Annotated in this window: 13 protein-coding genes; 6 read left to right on the forward strand and 7 right to left on the reverse strand. The window is 69.1% G+C overall.

Annotated elements, in window-relative coordinates:
- The first annotated feature begins 3 nt into the window (after window positions 1-3).
- The 4 genes from selB to MYSTI_RS05585 all read left to right on the forward strand — a co-directional run bounded on the left by selB (window position 4) and on the right by MYSTI_RS05585 (window position 7173).
- Entirely contained in the window at window positions 4-1920 is a 1917-nt protein-coding gene (gene selB / locus MYSTI_RS05570; RefSeq protein WP_015346730.1) for a selenocysteine-specific translation elongation factor, read from the forward strand.
- Window positions 1917-4433: an ATP-binding protein gene (locus MYSTI_RS05575; protein ID WP_015346731.1), complete on the forward strand. Its 2517-nt coding sequence runs from the start codon at window positions 1917-1919 to the stop codon at window positions 4431-4433. Before selB ends, MYSTI_RS05575 begins: the two co-directional genes overlap by 4 nt.
- Window positions 4430-5878: a sigma-54-dependent transcriptional regulator gene (locus tag MYSTI_RS05580; RefSeq protein WP_015346732.1), complete on the forward strand. Its 1449-nt coding sequence runs from the start codon at window positions 4430-4432 to the stop codon at window positions 5876-5878. Before MYSTI_RS05575 ends, MYSTI_RS05580 begins: the two co-directional genes overlap by 4 nt.
- A gap of 425 nt (window positions 5879-6303) precedes the next feature.
- Window positions 6304-7173, forward strand: a complete 870-nt coding sequence (locus MYSTI_RS05585; RefSeq protein ID WP_015346733.1) for a GNAT family N-acetyltransferase — start codon at window positions 6304-6306, stop codon at window positions 7171-7173.
- Between the two features lie 84 nt (window positions 7174-7257).
- Here the strand turns inward: MYSTI_RS05585 and MYSTI_RS05590 are convergent, their stop codons facing one another.
- The 7 genes from MYSTI_RS05590 to MYSTI_RS05620 form a co-directional block, all read right to left on the reverse strand.
- Window positions 7258-8820, reverse strand: a complete 1563-nt coding sequence (locus MYSTI_RS05590; RefSeq protein ID WP_015346734.1) for an NADH-quinone oxidoreductase subunit N — start codon at window positions 8818-8820, stop codon at window positions 7258-7260.
- 9 nt (window positions 8821-8829) lie between these two features.
- Complete coding sequence (locus MYSTI_RS05595) at window positions 8830-10569, reverse strand: complex I subunit 4 family protein (protein WP_015346735.1); 1740 nt, start codon at window positions 10567-10569, stop codon at window positions 8830-8832.
- The gene (gene nuoL / locus MYSTI_RS05600) at window positions 10566-12800 is read right to left on the reverse strand and encodes an NADH-quinone oxidoreductase subunit L (RefSeq protein ID WP_015346736.1); all 2235 of its coding nucleotides are present in this window, start codon (window positions 12798-12800) and stop codon (window positions 10566-10568) included. Before nuoL ends, MYSTI_RS05595 begins: the two co-directional genes overlap by 4 nt.
- Window positions 12801-12822: 22 nt before the next feature.
- Window positions 12823-13125: an NADH-quinone oxidoreductase subunit NuoK gene (gene nuoK / locus MYSTI_RS05605; protein WP_044278955.1), complete on the reverse strand. Its 303-nt coding sequence runs from the start codon at window positions 13123-13125 to the stop codon at window positions 12823-12825.
- 74 nt (window positions 13126-13199) lie between these two features.
- Entirely contained in the window at window positions 13200-13709 is a 510-nt protein-coding gene (locus MYSTI_RS05610) for an NADH-quinone oxidoreductase subunit J family protein (protein ID WP_015346738.1), read from the reverse strand.
- Entirely contained in the window at window positions 13706-15046 is a 1341-nt protein-coding gene (nuoF, locus tag MYSTI_RS05615; RefSeq protein WP_015346739.1) for an NADH-quinone oxidoreductase subunit NuoF, read from the reverse strand. Before nuoF ends, MYSTI_RS05610 begins: the two co-directional genes overlap by 4 nt.
- 38 nt (window positions 15047-15084) lie before the next feature.
- Complete coding sequence (locus MYSTI_RS05620) at window positions 15085-15573, reverse strand: NADH-quinone oxidoreductase subunit NuoE family protein (protein WP_015346740.1); 489 nt, start codon at window positions 15571-15573, stop codon at window positions 15085-15087.
- Window positions 15574-15678: 105 nt separating this feature from the next.
- Here MYSTI_RS05620 and MYSTI_RS05625 point away from each other — a divergent pair, with 105 nt between their 5' ends.
- Window positions 15679-16428, forward strand: a complete 750-nt coding sequence (locus tag MYSTI_RS05625; protein WP_015346741.1) for a TIGR02266 family protein — start codon at window positions 15679-15681, stop codon at window positions 16426-16428.
- Window positions 16429-16494: 66 nt separating this feature from the next.
- Window positions 16495-18093, forward strand: a complete 1599-nt coding sequence (locus MYSTI_RS05630; RefSeq protein WP_015346742.1) for a serine/threonine-protein kinase — start codon at window positions 16495-16497, stop codon at window positions 18091-18093.
- Window positions 18094-18234 lie beyond the last annotated feature (141 nt).

Raw genomic sequence — 18234 nt, forward strand, 5'->3', positions numbered from 1 at the left:
GCGATGATTGTCGGCACGGCGGGCCACATCGACCACGGCAAGACGTCGTTGGTGAAGGCGCTGACGGGCATCGACACGGACCGGCTCCAGGAAGAGAAGCGCCGAGGCATCACCCTGGAGCTGGGCTTCGCGCACCTGACGTTGGACGACGGCTCGGTGGCGGGCGTGGTGGACGTGCCCGGCCACGAGCGCTTCGTGAAGGCGATGGCCGCGGGCGCCGGGGGCGTGGACCTGGCGGTGCTGGTGGTCGCGTCGGACGAAGGCGTCATGCCCCAGACGCGCGAGCACCTGGACATCTGCCGGTTGCTGGGCGTGCGCGCGGGCGTGGTGGCCCTCACCAAGTCGGACCTGCTCGGGGAGCTGGGGCCGGAGTGGCGCGCGCTGGTGGACGCGGACCTGGCGGCGCTCACCGCGGGCTCGTTCCTGGAAGGCGCGCCGGTGGTGGCGTGCTCGACGCGGACGGGAGAGGGGCTGGAGGTCCTGCGCGCGGCGCTCGGCAAGGCCGCGGGGACGCTGGCGAAGCGGCCCGTCGAAGGGCCCACCTTCCTTCCCGTGGACCGCGTCTTCACGCTGAAGGGCTTCGGCACGGTGGTGACGGGCACGTTGCTGTCCGGCTCCATCACGGTGGAGGACTCCGTGTCGCTCCTGCCGGGGATGCCCGGACCGCTGCGCGTGCGCGGGGTGCAGGTGCACGGGCGCGCGGTCGAGAAGGTGGACGCGGGCCAGCGCGCGGCGGTGAACCTCCCGGGCGTCGAGGCCGAGTCGCTCCACAGAGGTCTGGTGCTGACGCGCGCGGGGGAGTTGCCCGAGACGCGCATGCTGGACGTGGAGTTGACGCTGCTGCCGTCGGCGGAGTCCGCGCTGCCGCGCCGCCGCAAGCTGCTGCTGCACCTGGGCACCGCGCAGGTGGAGGCCATGGTGGCGCTGTTGGATGTGGAGCGGCTGGAGCCCGGTGAGACGGCGCTGGCGCAGCTGCGCTTGGATGCCCCCGTCGGGGCGTTGGTGGGACAGCGGTTCATCCTGCGGGGCTCACGGGCCTTGCCAGGGCGAGGCGCGACGCTGGCGGGTGGGCGCGTGCTGGCGATCAACTCACCTCGGCGCCGCAAGGGCGCGCTGTCGGTGGTGGCGCCGCTGCGAGAAGCAGACCCGGCGGGACAGGTATCCTGGTTGCTGCGGCAATCAGGTTACCGAGGTCTGACGCAGCAGGAGTTGTTCGGGCGCTCGGGGCTGGGGCCTCGGGTGCTGGCGCGGACGCTGGAGCGTGAGGGCGCTCGGGGCGCGGTGCAGCTGGTGGACCGGGAGCGGCGGCTGTACGTGTCGGGCGAGGTGCTGGAGGGGTTGCAGGGGCGAGCGCTCGCGTTGCTGGCCGCCTTCCATGAGCGGGAGCCCTTGCGCGAGGGCCTCTCCCGCGAGGAGCTGCGCCAGCGCTTGTCGGCCGAGCTGGATGCCCGCGTCTTCCAGCGGGTGTTGCAGGGGCTGGTGGACGCCGGGAAGGTGGAGGTGGAGCGGGAGCTCGCGCGGCTGAAGGGGCGTGCTCGCGCGCTGACCTTGGGAGACGAGGCGGCGCGGGTGAGGCTGGCCGCGGAGCTGTCCTCGGGAGGGCTGGCGCCTCCGACGGAGGGAGAGCTCGCTCAGAAGCTGGAGCTTCCCGTGGCCCGGTTGCGCGAGCTGCTGAAGGTGCTGGCGTCCGAGGGGCGGGTGGTGCGTGTCAGCGAGGAGCTGTGCTTCGACACGGCGGCGCTGGCGACGTTGCGGGAGCGGCTGGTTGCCCACCTTCGCGAGAAGAAGGAGATTAGTACCCAGGCCTTCAAGGAGCTGGTGGGACAGAGCCGCAAGTTCGTCATTCCGCTGTCCGAGTACTTCGACCGGGAGAAGGTGACGCTCCGGGTGGGCGAGAAGCGGGTGCTGCGTCGCGGATGAGCATGAAGCCCTACAGCGAGGCGTCCCTGCGCGCCCTCATCGAACCCTTCGACAACCCCGTGCTCGCGGTGGTGGACGGACGGGTGTCCGCGGCGAATGACGCCTACCTGGAGCTGCTGGGGCTTCCCCGGGAGCGGGTGGAAGGGCGCCCCGTCATGGACTTCGTCCAGCCGGAGGAGCGCAGCCGGCTCAGCGAGCGCTATCGCCTGTTGGAGTCGGGCGTGCCCTTGGACCGGAGCACGCAAATCTACCAGGTGCCCTCCGCCAACGGCGTCACGCGCGAGGTGGCCCTCTACGCGTCGCACCTGCGCTTGGAGGGAGGAGGCAAGGCGCTGCTCCTCAACCTGCTGCCCCTGTCGGACAAGCCCCCCGAGCTGTCCATGGCGGAGCGCCTGGTGGAGACCTCCGCGGGGCTGGTCTCCGCGCACTCGGAAGAGGCGGTGCGCCGCGTGGCGCTCAAGGGCCTGGAGGCCGCGGGCTTCCGAGGCCGGCTCTTCCGCTGGGACGGCGTGCGCCTGAACGCGCTCGACGGAGGCACGTACCCCGAGGACGTGCACCTGGGGTTGGAGGCACTGTCGGACGGGCGGCCCGTGTTCGGTGGGGCGGAGAAGTCCTCGCCCACGCACGTGTACCTGCCGGTGGGCGGGCCTCAGGTGGAGGTGCTGAGGGTGGAGGGGCCGTGGGTGGCGCCGCGTCACGGCTCCGTGCTGACGCTCTTCGCGAAGGTGGTGGAGGCCGCGCTGGCGGACGCGCGAGTGCAGGCGGACGGCACGCGCAGCCGGTGGGAAGTGGGCGCCGTCGCGGAGATGGCGCGCTTCGTGGCGCGGCCCATTCCCCCGACGCCCGAGGACTTCTTGTCGCGCGTGTCGGAGCTGCTCCTCGCGGAGTCCGCGGCGCTGCACCTGTCGAAGGGCACGAGTGGCCCGCTGGAGCTGTCCGCCCACGTGGGGTTGGTGGAGGCGGTGGGGCCAGAGGGAGATGTAGCGCGGCTGGGCGGGGTGATGGGGGCCGCGGTGCCGGACGCGCTGGACGGCAACCTGAGCAGCGAGGCGCAGGCGTTGCTCCTGGGAGAGGCCTCTCGAGGCGCCCTGGGCAGTGGCGCGGCGGTGCGGCTGGCGCGTGGAGGCGAAGTGCGCGGCGTGCTTCAGGTGCTGCGCGCGCCCGGGCGTCCCTTCGATGCGCGAGACGTGCGGCTGCTGGGGACGCTGTCGGAGCTGTTGATGACGCTGCTGGAGCAGCGCCGGCTGCGCTCGGAGTCCGCGCGTCAGCTCACGGAGACGCGGCTGCTGCTGGACCTGGCGCGCACCACGTCGGGCGTGCTGGAGACCTCGAGCATCCTCGACGTGGCGTCGGACTTCCTCGTCCACCTGCTGGACGTGTCCAACTGCTACATCATGCTGTACGACGAGAGCTCGAAGGTGCTTCGAGGCGCCGCGGCCTCGGCGGCGCATCGCGACTTCTTCCGCACGGTGATTGTGTCCCTGGGCGGCGACACCGTGGCGGCCCGAGCCGCGCGCGAGCGGCGCCCCGTGGCCATCGAGGACGTGGAGGCCGCGGGCGAGGGCTTCAACGCGCAGCTGGTGCAGCGCTTCGGAGAGAAGGCGCTGCTGGCGTTGCCGCTCACGTCTCGCGAGGAGCTCATCGGCGTGGTGCTGGTGGACGATACGCGCCGCGCGAGGCCCTTCGGTCCGGAGCTGGTGGAGCTGGCGGAGGCCACCTGTGGGCAGCTCGCGCTCTCCATCGCGAACGCGCGTTTGTATGAGTCGCTCTGGGCCAGCTACGCGGAGCTGGCCGCCACCCGCGCGGAGATGGTGAAGCGCGAGCGGCTGGCCGCGCTGGGAGAGCTCTCCGCCATCGTCGCCCACGAGGTGCGCAATCCCCTGGGCGTCATCTTCAACGCGGTGGCCTCGCTGCGCCGGCTCCTGGAGCCCGCGGGGGACGCGGCCATGCTGCTGGACATCCTGGGCGAGGAGAGCGACCGTCTCAACCGCATGGTGGGGGACCTGCTCGACTACACCCGGCCCAGGGACCCGGTGCTCCAACACGAGGACCTGAGCCGCGTGCTCCAGGACTCCCTGGAGGCGGCGCGCGTGCAGGGTGGGGGAACGGACCGTCCCGTCCACATCGACTCGGAAGTGGAGCCGGGGCTGCCGCCGGTGCCCATGGACCGACGGCTCATCCGCCAGGCGCTGGTCAACGTGGCCGTCAACGCGATTCAGTCCATGCCACAGGGCGGACGGGTGCAGGTGCGGGCTCGCCGAGAGGCCCATGCGGGCCGCGAGCAGCTGCGCATCGACGTGGCGGACCAGGGCCCGGGCATCCCCGCGGAGCTGCTCCACCGCGTCTTCGAGCCCTTCTTCACCACGAAGGCCCAGGGCACCGGCCTGGGCCTGGCCGTCGTCAAACGCATCCTCGAGGAGCACCGCGGCGAAATCGCCGTGGATAGCATTCCGGGTCGCGGTACTACCTTCACTTTCCGGCTCCCCCTCTCTCAGCCCCCGTCCTTCCCATGACTGACGCGAACACCCCGCCGTCCCGTGGACGCATCCTCGTCGTGGATGACCAGCGCAACATGCGCGCCACCACCGCGCTGCTCCTGCGCGCGGAGAACTACACCGTCTTCGAGGCCGGCACGGGGGACGAGGCCCTGGGCCACCTCGCCGGCGGCAGCATCGACCTGCTGCTGACGGACCTGAAGATGGAGCCCATGGATGGGCTGACGTTGCTCCGGCGCGCGCTGGAGGTGGCCCCCCGTCTTCAAATCATCATGATGACGGCGTTCGGCTCCATCGAGAGCGCGGTGGAAGCCATGCGCCTGGGGGCCTACGACTACGTCACCAAGCCCTTCAAGGAGAGCGAGCTGCGCTACCGCGTGGAGCGCGCCCTGGAGCGAGCGCGCCTCCTGCGCGACGTGGACAACCTGGCCACGGACTTCAACCAGCGCCATGGCCTGTCCGCGCTGGTGGGCCGCAGCGCGGCGATGCGCGACCTCACCGCCAGGTTGATGCGCGTGGCGCAGAGCGACGCCACCGTCCTCATCCAGGGGGAGAGCGGCACGGGCAAGGAGCTCGTGGCACGCGCACTCCATGCGCACAGCCGGCGCAAGTCGCGCTCCTTCGTCCCCGTCAACTGCGCCGCCATCAGCGAGACGCTGCTGGAGAGCGAGCTGTTCGGCCACGCCAAGGGCGCCTTCACGGGCGCGGTGAAGACGCGGCGCGGACTCTTCGAGGAGGCCGACGGCGGCACGCTCTTCATCGACGAGGTGACGGAGACCAGCCCCACATTCCAGTCCAAGCTGCTGCGAGCCCTCCAGGAGGGCGAGGTGCGCCGCGTGGGTGAGTCCACCGCGCTGCGCGTGGACGTGCGCACCGTGGCCGCCACCAACCGCGACATCGAGCTGGAGGTCCGCGAGAAGCGCTTCCGCCAGGACCTCTACTACCGCCTCAACGTGGTGACGCTGCGCGTGCCACCGCTGCGCGAGCGCCTGGAGGACGTGCCCGCGCTCGCCGAGCACTTCCTGGAGCGCGCCAACGCCCGCAGCCCGAATCCTCGGCGCTTGTCGGCCGCCGCCGTGACGCACCTGATGGGCTACGACTTCCCCGGCAACGTGCGCGAGCTGGAGAACCTGGTGGAGCAGGCCGCCGCGCTCGCGGAGGCGGACGAGCTGCTGCCCGAGGACTTCCCCCTGCGCCAGGCCCGCCTGACGGCCCCGACGGGAGGCACCACCAGCACGGCCATGTCCGAGGGGCCCCAGGGCCTCGTCGCCAGCGGGAGCAGCGGACCCACCCTGGCCCAGGTGGTGGAGGACGCCGAGCGCCGCGCCATCGCCCAGTCCTTGGAGCGCCATGGCGTGGACCTGGCCCGGGTCGCCGACGAGCTCGGCGTCTCATCCACCACCCTCTGGCGGAAGATGAAGCGGCTCAACCTGCGCCCGCCCAGCGACGTGGCTCGGGAGTAGGGTGGGGCCGGAGTAGGCCTTCCGCGCACCCCAGCTTGGAAATCCCAGAATCGGTCCGCTTCATCGGTGAAAAGGCCAAACGGCTGGAATCATTGCTCCTTTTCAGATCTGCAAGTCGATTGCAGGGCTGAAATGCAATCGCCGAGGTTGGACAAGGTTGGGCAGAGCGCTAAGTGCATGAAAAGACGGGTGTTGGCCTGAAAACGTCTCGTGGCACGACGGCTGCTATAGGTTCCTGCGGGACACATCGAAGCGAGGCTGAAGGCGGTTCCCCCCCACCCCTTCAGCACTTCCGGTGAGTCACCTTCAGAAGACCCGCGGCCCGGCCCTCCCCTGGAGTGTCGGGCCGCCTTCTTTTGGGCATCGTCGGGCTTTGAACAGGCCTCGCGTCGGGATTCACTCCGTTCTCCTGGAAGGAGTGGCTGATGGCGGTGGATGTGGGAAGCCTGCCGTGTCCGTGGGTGCTGAGAGTCGGGCGCCCTGATGAGTACGCGACGTTCGCCCACCTGTTCACGGAGCTCGGGCTGGAGGAGCCGCCTCCCCCCGAGTCGATGTGGGTCGAGGACATGGCCTCGCGCACCTTCTTCGCGGAAGGGCCGGAGGGGGTCGTCGCCGGCTACTCGACGACGGATGTGCTGGGGGCGTGGGGCTACGTGGGGCAGCTGGTGGTGGCGCCCTTCGCTCGTCGCCAGGGCCTGGGGCGGTGGCTGATGCGCCACGCGGCCCAGCGCTTCCGGGCCCAGGGGTGCCAATCCTGGGCGCTCAACGTGAAGCGGGACAACGTCGCGGCGCTCGGGCTGTACACGGCGATGGGCATGCGACGTGAGCGGTGGGGCACCAACCTGAAGGTGACGCGGGCCCTGCTGGCGCAGCTGCCGCCCGTGCCCGCGGGCCTGGTGGTGGTGCCCTTGGCGCCGAGCCACTGCGAGCCGCTGACGGAGATGTGGCGGATGTTGCCGGGCAAGCTCGCCCGCTTCGGGACCCAGATGGGACACCGGCTGCTGCGACTGGCGCCCGAGCACGGCGGCGAGTCGACGAGTCCCCTGGGCTTGATGGACTTCCGCGCTGGGAGCCGGCTGCTCTTCCCCTTCTTCGCCGCGTCCCTGGGGCACGCGAGGGCGCTGATGGAGGCCGCCTTCTCCTTGCTCGGGGAGGCCCACCCCGTCCTCAACGTGGTGGTGACGGACGACACGCCGCTCGAGCAGCGGCTGCGGGAGCTGGGCGCGGAGGTGAGCCTGGAGACCTACGAGCTGCGCGGCACGCTGCCGGACCTCGCTTCGGCGCGAGCCCCCTGAAACGACAACGCCCGCCCGGGCACGAAGCCGGGGCGGGCGGAGTCTCTCGAGCCACGAGGGGAACCCCCGTGGCCGGAGCAGGGCCTACTGGCCGCTGAAGATGCTGCTGGCCTGCACCAGCCAGCTGGTGAGCGGGCCGGGGAGGATGCCGAGGATGATGACGCCCGCGGTGGAGAGCACCAGGGCCAGCTCGGTGGACCAGCTGCGCTCCAGCGTCTGGGCGCCCTCGGGCACCGGGCGCATGAACATGTAGACCACCACGCGCAGGTAGTAATAGACGCCCGCCGCGCTGGAGAGCACGCCGATGATGGCCAGGCCGATGAGGCCCGAGTCCACGGCGCTCTGGAAGATGAGCAGCTTGCTCATGAAGCCGATGGTGGGAGGAATCCCGCCCAGCGACAGCATGAAGGCGGCCATCGCCACGGCCCAGCCCGGACGGCGCTGCGCCAGGCCGCTGAAGCGCTCCAGGTCCCACGCCGTCCCCTTCTCCTCGTCCTCGCGACGCTCGAGCACGGACAGCATGGTGAAGGCACCCACCGCGCTGAAGGTATAGGCCAGGAGGTAGAACAGGATGCCGCGCAGCGCCTGCGAGCGCACCAGCTCCAGCGGCGAGCCACCCGTCAGCTCGGACGGGCCCAGCAGCCGGAACTGCTCGCCCGGCGCGGTGACGAAGAGCGCCGCCACGCCCACCAGCAGGTAGCCGGCGTGCGCGATGGAGGAGTACGCCAGCATGCGCTTCACGTTGCGCTGCGGAATCGCCAGCAGGTTGCCCACGACCATGGTGAGGAACGCCATGGTGGAGAACAGCACCAGGGGCAGATGCGGGTCGATGCCCTTGCCCATCGTGAGGAACACGCGCACCAGCGCCGCGAAGGCCGCGGCCTTCACGCCCGCGCTCATCAGCGCGGTGACGGGGGTGGGGGCACCCTCGTACACGTCCGGCGTCCACATGTGGAACGGCACCGCGGCCACCTTGAAGGCGAAGCCCGTGCCCAGGAGGATGAGGCCCGTGTAGACCAGCGCGGGCTGTGTGGTGAGCGCCGTCGCCAGGGGGCCGGCCATCGCCGTGAGCTTGGTGGTGCCCGTGGCGCCGTACACCAGCGCCGCGCCGTACAGCAGCACCGCGGAGGAGAACGCGCCCAGGATGAAGTACTTGAAGCCCGCCTCGGAAGGCCGCGTGCCGCGCCGCAGGTACGACGTCAGCGCGTAGGTCGCGATGGAGAGGACCTCGATGTTGACGAACAGGGTGATGAGCTCGTTCGACAGCGCCAGCAGGCTCATGCCCGCGCCGGCGAAGAGCATCAGCGCGTAGAACTCACCGCGCTCCGCGCCCCGCTTGCGCAGGAAGCTCACGGAGCTGAGCGACGCCAGCCCCAGCCCCAGGCACACCACGAAGGTGAGGAAGCTGGAGAACGGGTCCATCACGCCGAAGCCGAGGAACACCTCGCCCGCCGGCTCGAACATGGAGGCCAGGGCCACGGCCCCAGCCGCCACCGACGCCACCACGGCGAGCACCGCCTGGTACGAGCGCGACGAGTTGGCGGCGAGGAACACCTCCGACAACAACAGGACGCAGGCGCCCACCGCCAGGATGATGGCGGGCAGCAGCGGGAGGAAGTCTGCCAGGGTGAGATTGGGCAGGATCATGGTGGGAACTCAGTCGGCGGACGGCCGAGTCGAAGGAACAACCCGGGCGGCGAGCGGGGTGGGGGCTCCCGGCAGCGCCACCGAGGAGTCGGTGGCCACGGACATCACCTCCACACGCAGCTGGTCCAGCTGGTGGGTGGCGCCGGGGGTGCCCACGCGGGCGCGGGCGATGAAGCGGTCGGTGGACGGCGCGATGCGGTCCAGGAACGGCTGCGGCATCAGGCCCATCACACCCACGAGGATGATGAAGGGCAGCACGGTGAGCATCTCGCGCAGGTTCATGTCGCTCAGGTGCTGGTTCTCCCGGTGCGTGAGGCTGCCGAAGAACACCTTCTGCACCATCCACAGCATGTAGGCCGCGCCCAGGATGACGCCCAGCGTGGCGAACGCGCCGAACACCGTCGTCAGGTGCGGGTTGCCCGCGGCCGCGCCCAGGTCGCTCTTGAACGTGCCCAGCAGCACCAGGAACTCACCGATGAAGCCGTTGGTGCCCGGCACCGCCACCGAGGAGAAGGTGATGATGATGAAGGCCACGGTGAACACCGGCATCACCTTCGCGATGCCGCCGAAGTCCGCCATGAGCCGCGAGTGGCGGCGCTCGTAGAGGAAGCCGAACAGGAGGAACAGCGCGCCCGTCGAGATGCCGTGGTTGAGCATCTGGTACGCGCTGCCCGTGGCGCCCTCGGCCGTCACGGCCAGCATGCCCAGCATGCAGTAGCCCAGGTGGCTCACGGACGAGTAGGCAATCAGCTTCTTGATGTCCCGCTGCGCCAGACACATCAGCGCGCCGTAGACGATGCCAATCACGGACAGCGTCGCCAGGAAGGGGCGCGCCTGCTGCGCGGCCACCGGGAAGAGCGGAATCGCGTAGCGCCAGAAGCCGAAGGTGCCCATCTTCAGCATCACGCCGGCCAGAATCATGGAGCCGGCCACCGGCGCCTGCACATGCGCGTCCGGCAACCAGGTGTGCACCGGCCACATCGGAACCTTGATGGCGAACGCCAGCGCGAAGGCGGCGAACAGCCACGGGCCCCAGGTGTACATCGTCGCGGCCATGCCCGTGAGCGAGTCACACGCGCCCGCGGGGCCTGCTTTACAGGCGGAGAGCTGGCGGTTCGCGTCCAGCAGGCCGTTGTAGATGCTCGCGTAGTCGAACGAGCGCGCGCCCGGGGGCAGCGCGATGAAGTACACGGCGATGAGCGCCACCAGCATCAGCAGCGAGCCGACCAGCGTGTAGAGGAAGAACTTCACCGCCGCCATCTGGCGGTCCTCGGCGCCCCACACACCCACCAGGAGGTACATGGGGATGAGCATGGCCTCGAAGAAGATGTAGAAGAGCAGCACGTCCAGCGACACCAGCGCGCCCAGCATCGTCGTCTGGAGCACCAGCAGCGCCAGGTGGAACTCCTTGATGCGGTGGCTGATGTACGTGGTGGAGGCCAGCACCACCAAGGGGCCCAGGAACACGGTGAGCAGGAGCAGGCTCACGGCCAGGCCATCCACGCCCAGGTGGTAGCTCAGCCCGAACTCCTTGAACCAGTGGACCCGGTACTCCATCTGGAACTCGGGGCCGCCCGTCTCGAAGCGGAGGTACACCCACACGCCCACGAGCATGTCGATGACCATGCCGATGAACGTGACGGTGCGAATCTGCCCGGACTCGCCTGCGGGCAGCAGCAGCACCAGCGCCGCGAAGACCAGCGGCAGGAAGACGACGAGGTTGAGCAGGTGGGTGTCGAAGAAGCTCATTGCAGCACCTGGATGAGGGCGTAAGCCACGCCGCCCAGAAGGGCGAGGGCCATCACTGCGGCGTAGGCCTGCGCGTCGCCCGACTGGACGTAGCGCAGCGCGCTGCCCACTCGCGCCGTCACCCACGCCGTGCCACGCACCGCCACGGTGTCGATGAGGAGCGCGTCCACCACGCGGAAGAGGATGAAGGCCGTGAACTTCACGGGCCGGATGATGACCAGCTCGTACAGCTCATCCACGTAGAACTTGTTCTGCGCCGCGCGGCGCACCGCCCGGGCGAAGGCCGGAGCAGGCTGGCCCGCGCGGGACGGGAAGAACTTCAGGTACAGGAAGCCCGCCAGCGCGCCGCCGGACACGGCCACCAGCCACGCGAAGACGTAGTCGCCCAGCGCCGGAACACTCGTGTCCAGCTCCACCGTCTTGCCCGTGGCCACCACGCGGTTCATCGCGGAGAAGACCGGGCTCAGGAAGTTCTCGAACACCGGCTGCGGCCGGCCGTCGCTGGAGGCCTTCAGCAGCGGCCACGCGTACACGGAGGACACCACGCTGAGGAGGGCCAGGACCACCAGGGGCAGCGTCATCTGCCACGCGCTCTCGTGCGCGTGGGCCACGCGGGCCTCCTTGGAGCGGGGCCCCTCGAAGGTCAGCAGGTACACGCGCGTCATGTAGAACGCGGTGCAGGCGGCGATGAGCAGGCCCAGGTAGTAGACGACGCTGGACACCCAGGGCAGGCCCGCCAGGTGGTTGTGGTGCACGCCGTGGAAGATGGCGTCCTTGGAGAAGAAGCCGGACAGCGGGACGATGCCGGTGATGGCCAGGGTGGCGACGAAGAACGTGCCCCAGGTCCACTTCATCTCGCGGCGCAGGCCGCCCAGCTTCTTGATGTCCGTCTCATCCCCGTTGCCGTGCATCACGCTGCCGGCGCCGAGGAAGAGGCACGCCTTGAAGAACGCGTGCGTCACCAGGTGGAGCACCGCCGCCCAGAAGATGCCCATGCCCACGCCCATGAACATGATGCCCAGCTGGGACACGGTGGAGTAGGCCAGCACCTTCTTGATGTCGTCCTGCGCGAAGGCGATGAGCGCCGCGAGCAGCGAGGTCAGCGCGCCGATGATGGCCACCGTGGCCATGGCCGTGGGGCTGAGCACCAGCAGCGCGGACATGCGGCTGAACAGGTAGACGCCCGCGGTGACCATCGTCGCGGCGTGGATGAGGGCGGAGACCGGCGTCGGGCCAGCCATCGCGTCCGGCAGCCAGACGTACAGCGGCAGCTGCGCGCTCTTGCCGGCGGCGCCCAGGAGGAACAGCAGCAGCGCGGCCGTCATCACCCCGCCGAACGTGTAGCCCTCCAGCGGGCCGGCGTTGATGACGGTGGACAGGTTCACCTGGCCAGGGCCGCCGTCGGGCAGCGCCTCCGCCATCTTCTGCAGGCCCAGGAAGGTGACGGGGCCCTTGTCGGAGAGCGCGGACGCGTAGCGCTGGCTGCTGGTGCCCACCGACGTGAAGTCGCGCTCATCCGCCTGGCGGGTGAAGGCGCCCACGGTGAGGACCATGAGGAACGTGGCGATGAGGAACGCGAAGTCACCGATGCGGTTGGTGACGAACGCCTTGCGGCCCGCCCACGCCTTCGCCGGGTCCTCGTACCAGAAGCCGATGAGCAGGTAGCTGGCCATGCCCACGCCTTCCCAGCCCACGAAGAGCAGGACCAGGTTGTCGGCCATCACCAGCACGAGCATCGCCGCGACGAACAGGTTCAGGTACGCGAAGAACCGCGCGTAGGCCGGGTCGTGCTCCATGTAGCTGGTGGAGTACAGGTGGATGAGGAAGCCCACGCCGGTGATGACCAGCAGCAGGATTCCGGACAGATGGTCCACCATCAGGCCGAAGTTCACCCGGAAGTCGCCCGCGGAGAACCAGGTGCCGTAGTCGTACGCGAGCGCGTACCGCACGTAGTCCCGGTCCTGGCCGAACGGGTTGACGAAGAAGGACAGCAGCCGCCGGCTCTCCAGGTCCATGCTGCTGGTGGCCCAGAAGGTCAGCACGCTCAACACGAACGCGCCGCCCACGGTGGAGCAGGCGATGAGGTGCACGTTGGCGCGGCCCAGCATCTTGCCGAACACGCCGCAGATGAACGCGCCCAAGAGCGGCAGGGCGATGATGAGCCACAGTGACGGCGCCAGCACATCCGGAGCGACCGGCGCCACCTGCAGGAATTCCGAGAGGGAGGTCATGAATGGGCTCCTGGCGGGTCCGTCAGTGCTTCATGGTCCGGAGGTCTTCCACCAGGACGCTGCCTCGGCTCCGGAAGACGGCGATGACGATGGCCAACCCGATGGCCGCTTCAGACGCGGCCACCGCGATGACGAAGAAGGCGGAGACATGCCCGATGACGTCACCGTGCATGCGGGCGAACGCCAGGAAGGTCAGGTTCGCCGCGTTGAGCATCAGCTCCACGCACATGAACACGACCAGGGCGTTGCGGCGCACCATCACGCCAAACATGCCCATGCAGAAGAGGGCGGCGGCAAGCAGGAGGTAGTAGGGGATGGGGACCATGGCCGATTCGGGGCCTCGCGAGCGGGCGACCTGCGCCGCCATCTAGCACAGAAAGTTTGGGGGGGTCGGGGCGATCAGATTCGCGACTTGGCCACCACCACCGCGCCCACCATCGCCACCAGGAGCAGCAAGCTCACCGCCTCGAAGGGGAGCAGCCACTGGGTGAAGATGGTCTGACCCAGCGTGGCCATGGTGCCGAAGCTGGCCTGCGTCGCCGCGCTCATCGTCGGAGGCGCGCCGGCCGGCAGCTTCAGCAGGACGATTCCCAGCACCACCAGGAGGCCCACCGTCGCCGCGCCACCCACGATGCGCGCCAGCGTGGGCTTGCCCCGCGTGGGGGACTCGCCCAGGTTGAGCAGCATGATGACGAACAGGAAGAGCACCATGATGGCGCCCGCGTAGACCATCACCTGGAGGATGGCGACGGTGTGCGCCCAGAGCAGGACGTACAGGCCCGCCAGGAAGAAGAACGTGGAGACCAGGGCCATGGCGGAGTTGATGGGGCTCCGCGCGAAGATGACCGTGCCGGCCGACAGCAGCGTCAGGAGCGCGAACGCCCCGAAAAGGATGAGCTCGATGTTCAAGACCAGTCTCCGAACGAACCCCAGGGCTTGTCGCCGAACGGGCAGCGCTTCTCGCGGATGTGAGCCTCGAACTCGTCCTTGAACCGCATCAGGAACGAGTGCGTGGGCAGCGCCGCGGCGTCGCCCAGCGCGCAGATGGTGTTGCCCAGGCCGATGGGCGGGTAGGGAGCGATGGACGAGGCCACGTTCGACAGCATGTCGATGTCGCCGGGCTCGCCGCGCCCTTCCTCGATCTTGCGCAACAGCCGCGTCTGCCAGGGCGTGCCCTCGCGGCACGGCGTGCACTGGCCGCAGGACTCTTCCGCGTAGAAGCGCGCCACGCGCCACAGGCTGCGCACCATGCAGGTGGAGTCGTCCATGACGATGACGCCGCCGGAGCCCGCCATGGTCTGCTTGACCTTGAGGGCCTCGAACTCCATGGCCACGTCCAGCTCGTCCGCGCCCAGCACCGGCGCCGAGGACCCGCCCGGAATCACGGCCTTCACCTTGCGACCCGCCGGCATGCCTCGGCCGTACTTGTCGTCGTAGATGAGCTCCGCGAGCGTGGTGAACATGGACACTTCGTAGACGCCGGGGCGGTTCACCGTGCCCGACAGGCAGACCAGGCGCGTGCCGCCCGACTTGTCCGTGCCCAGCTTCGCGTACCAGTCGGAGCCCCCCGTGAAGACGTGGGGCACGCTCGCGAGCGTCTCCACGTTGTTCACCACCGTGGGGGAGCCGAACAGGCCCACCACCGCGGGGAAGGGCGGCTTCAGGCGCGGCCAGCCCTTCTTGCCCTCGAGGCTCTCCAGGAGCGCGGTCTCCTCGCCGCAGATGTACGCGCCGGCGCCGCGGACCAGGTAGCAGTTGAGCTCGAAGTCCTTGCCCATCAGCTTCTTGCCGAAGATGCCCGCCTTGTACGCCTCGTCGATGGCGGCCTGGCAGCGCTCCGCGGGGAACTTGAACTCACCGCGCAGGTACACGTAGCAGGTGTGCACGCCCAGCGCGTACGACGCGATGGCGATGCCCTCCAGCATCATGTGCGGGTCGTCCTCGAGGATGTAGCGGTCCTTGAAGGTGCCCGGCTCGGACTCGTCGCCGTTGACGGCCAGGTACTTGGGCTTGGGGCTGTCCTTCGGGACGAAGCTCCACTTGAGGCCCGTGGGGAAGCCGGCGCCGCCGCGGCCGCGGAGGTTGGACTTCTTCACCTCGTCGATGATGGCGGCCGGCTGCATCTCCAGCGCCTTCTTCAGGCCCTCGTAGCCACCGCGCTTCTTGTAGCTGTCGAGAGTCCAGGACTGCGGCTTGCCCCAGGCCGCCGAGATGATCGGGTCGATGCCCTTTGCCGTAGAGGCCATGTGATGACGTCCTACCTGAGAAGTGAAAGGAGTGGGCTTCAGCTCAGCTTGGCCAGGATGGCGTCCAGCTTGGCGCGGGTGAGGCTCTCGTGGTGGTCCTCGTTGATCTGCAGGCACGGCGCGGTGCCGCAGGAGGCCAGGCACTCGGTCTCGCGCAAGGTGAACTTCTCGTTGGCTTCACCCGCCTTGAGGCCGAGCTTCTCCTCGAGGTACGCGAGCATCTTCTCCGCGCCCCAGAGCGAGCAGGACAGGTTCGTGCAGACATCCACGACGTACTTGCCCGGCTTCTTCAGGTGGTACATCACGTAGAAGCTCGCGACCTCGTAGGCGCGCTCCGGAGTCACCTCCAGATGCTTCGCGACCAGCCGGAGGCCTTCGGGCGGCAGCCAGCCCTTGATCTCCTGGAGCAGCCGCAGCGCCGGGAGCATGCCCGCGCTTTTGCGATCAGAGGGGTAGTGGGAGATGATCTCCGCGATACCCGCGTCGAACTTCTTCTGCTCTTCAGGAGTGAACAGGGGCTCCGCCATGGCGGGGGGCTACGTATTGCTCCAAAGGCCGCGTTGTCAACATAAACCCTCGACGCTACACTGGGCCGCCATCAGCAAATTGCCGAGCGATTTCAACCCCTTGTTATGACCCCGGGACCAGAGAACAAGCGTCAGCACCCCCGGGTCCCGGCCGTGCTGAAGGTGGAGTACGCGGACGGGCGCCAGGCGCGTGACGTCACGGAGAACCTGTCCCATACGGGACTCTTCGTCCAGACCGACCAGGTCTTCACCCTGGGAGACGAGGTGCGGCTCGCACTTTCTTTCCCGGGACTGCTGGATCCGGTAGAAGTCACCGGCATCGTGGCCTGGGTGAGGCCCGCGGGCTTCGATCAGCCCGGAGGTGTCGGCGTCCGCGTCGAGCGCGCGGAGGACAGGCGGAGACTGGGTGACATCTTGAGTGCGGCAGGACCCAACAGCCACGCGTCCCACGTCGAGCACGAGGGCTACCGTGTGCTCATCGTCGAGGACAACCCGCACATCATCGAGATGTACAGCTACGTCCTGAAGAAGCTGGCCTCGGGAGAGCTGCACGGGAAGGTCCCCCTGGAGGTCCACTTCGCGCCGGACGGCCACCACGCGCTCCTGATGCTGCGCGAGAGCCGCTTCAGCCTGGTGATGACGGACCTCTACATGCCGGTGATGGACGGCTTCGCCCTGGTGGAGCGCATCCGCGAGGAAGAGGCCCTCAGGGCCATCCCCGTCATCGCCATCTCGGCGGGAGGCAAGGAGGCGCAGGACCGCGCGCTGCAACTGGGCGTGGATATCTACCTGCGCAAGCCCGTGAAGTTCGTCGAGGTGCTGGAGACGGTGAAGCAGCTCCTTCGCATCAAGTGAAGACGCCCGGGTACCGGCAGTCCCACGTTGAGTGATGGCGGGCGGGCGTCGTAGAGTCGCCTACCCATGCCGAAGGCCGCCATCAACCGCGACGCCGTCAGTGGCGAGGCGCTGTTCATCCTCCGAAACCTGAGGGAGAACGGCCGACTAGGACGCTCGAACAAACTGGCCGATGTGAAGGCCTCGCTCGAACCGTCCGTCTCGCTCGAGTTCGACAACTACTTCTTCTTCCTGCGCAAGTTCCACTACATCGCCATGGACCGCGAGGCCCAGCTCAAGCTCACCGAGCAGGGCGAGCGCGTGGCGGGTGGGGAGCTTTCGGACCGCTTCTCCACGGAGGTGGGGGAGTTCTTCGCCGACCAGCTCGCCTCCGCCGAGGACGAGCCGCCCGTGGCGCAGGGGACCGAGGAGCCGATGGTCGTCCCGCCGCCTCCTCCGGAGCTGTTGCTGGACGAGACGGAGGTCGTTCCCACGGCGCAGACGCAAATCTCGCTGCCTCCCTCGCCGCCGCCCATGCCTCCCATGCGGGCCTCGCGCTCGGCCATGCCCGCGTTGGACCTGACGCCGCCGCCGAACACGTCCCAGGTGCCCGCACCGGCTCCGGCCGCCTCGCCCGTGGCGCTGGTCAGCCCCGCGGTTCCCGAGGGGCGCCGGGAGACGTCCATCGGACTTGCTCCCACGGCGCCCGCGTCGCCGCAGCCCCTTGCCTCTCCTCCGCCGTCCGCGACTGCCTCCATGCCCCCTCCCGCCGCCACCGCTGCTCCTGTTGCCGCCGCGCCCGCCGCTCCGAAGGGCAATGAGCTGGACCTGCGCTACCAGAAGTTCGACCCCATCGGCACGGGCCCGCTGGGCACGGTGTTCAAGGGCCGCTTCACGGCGCTGGGCTTGGACATCTGCCTCAAGGAACTCAAGGACATCTTCGGCTACTTCTCCTTCCTCCAGCGGGGGGAGGTGCTCAAGCGGCTGAAGAAGGAGCTGTGCGCGCAGGCCCAGGTGCGCCACCCCGGCATCGTCCAGGTGGTGGACCAGAACGTGGAGGCCGCGCGCCCCTACTTCGTGCTGGAGCTGATGAACGGCAGCCTGAAGGAGCGGCTGGAGGCCGGGGGTGGCAGCGGCGTGCCGGTGCCCTTCGCGCTGCGCACGTTCCTGCAGATGGCCTATGGCCTGCGCGCCGCGCACGCCGTGGGGCTGACGCACCACAACCTCAAGCCGGAGAACGTCCTCTTCGACGGGTACGGCAATGCCAAGCTGGCCGACTTCGGTCTGGGCCGGGTGGTGGAGGTGGACTCGACCAAGGGCATGCCCCAGGTCTTCGTGGGCACCGGCGGCATGGCCTACATGGCCCCGGAGCTGATGAACCGGGGACCCAAGGAGCCGGGCCCGTCCGCGGACATCTACGGCCTGGGCATCATGCTCTACGAGATGCTCACCGGGCAGATTCCCGGCCGCCGCTCGCCGCTTCCCTCGGAGGTCAACCCCGAGGCGCCCAGCGGGCTGGACCAGCTCTTCGACAAGGCCACCCAGGACAAGCGCGAGCAGCGCTACCCGGACGTGGATGCCATGCTCGAGGACTTCTACAAGGCGTTCCCCGAGAAGGAGTTCCTCACGCGCGGGGACCTCGTCCTCTCGTCGGATGCGCCGCAGCAACAGCAGCCGCAGTCGTGATGTGAGTCCGGGCGCGGGCTGCTGAAGCCCGCACCGGTCGTTCGCCCGGGTGGGGACCGCGTGTTCCTCCCGGGGGTTCTGTCATCAGCCCGACAGTTCCGCGGGGTGAGGGTGCATGCGCCTCGTCGCCACCCCATTCGC

The sequence above is a fragment of the Myxococcus stipitatus DSM 14675 genome, assembly GCF_000331735.1.
Lineage (GTDB): Bacteria > Myxococcota > Myxococcia > Myxococcales > Myxococcaceae > Myxococcus > Myxococcus stipitatus.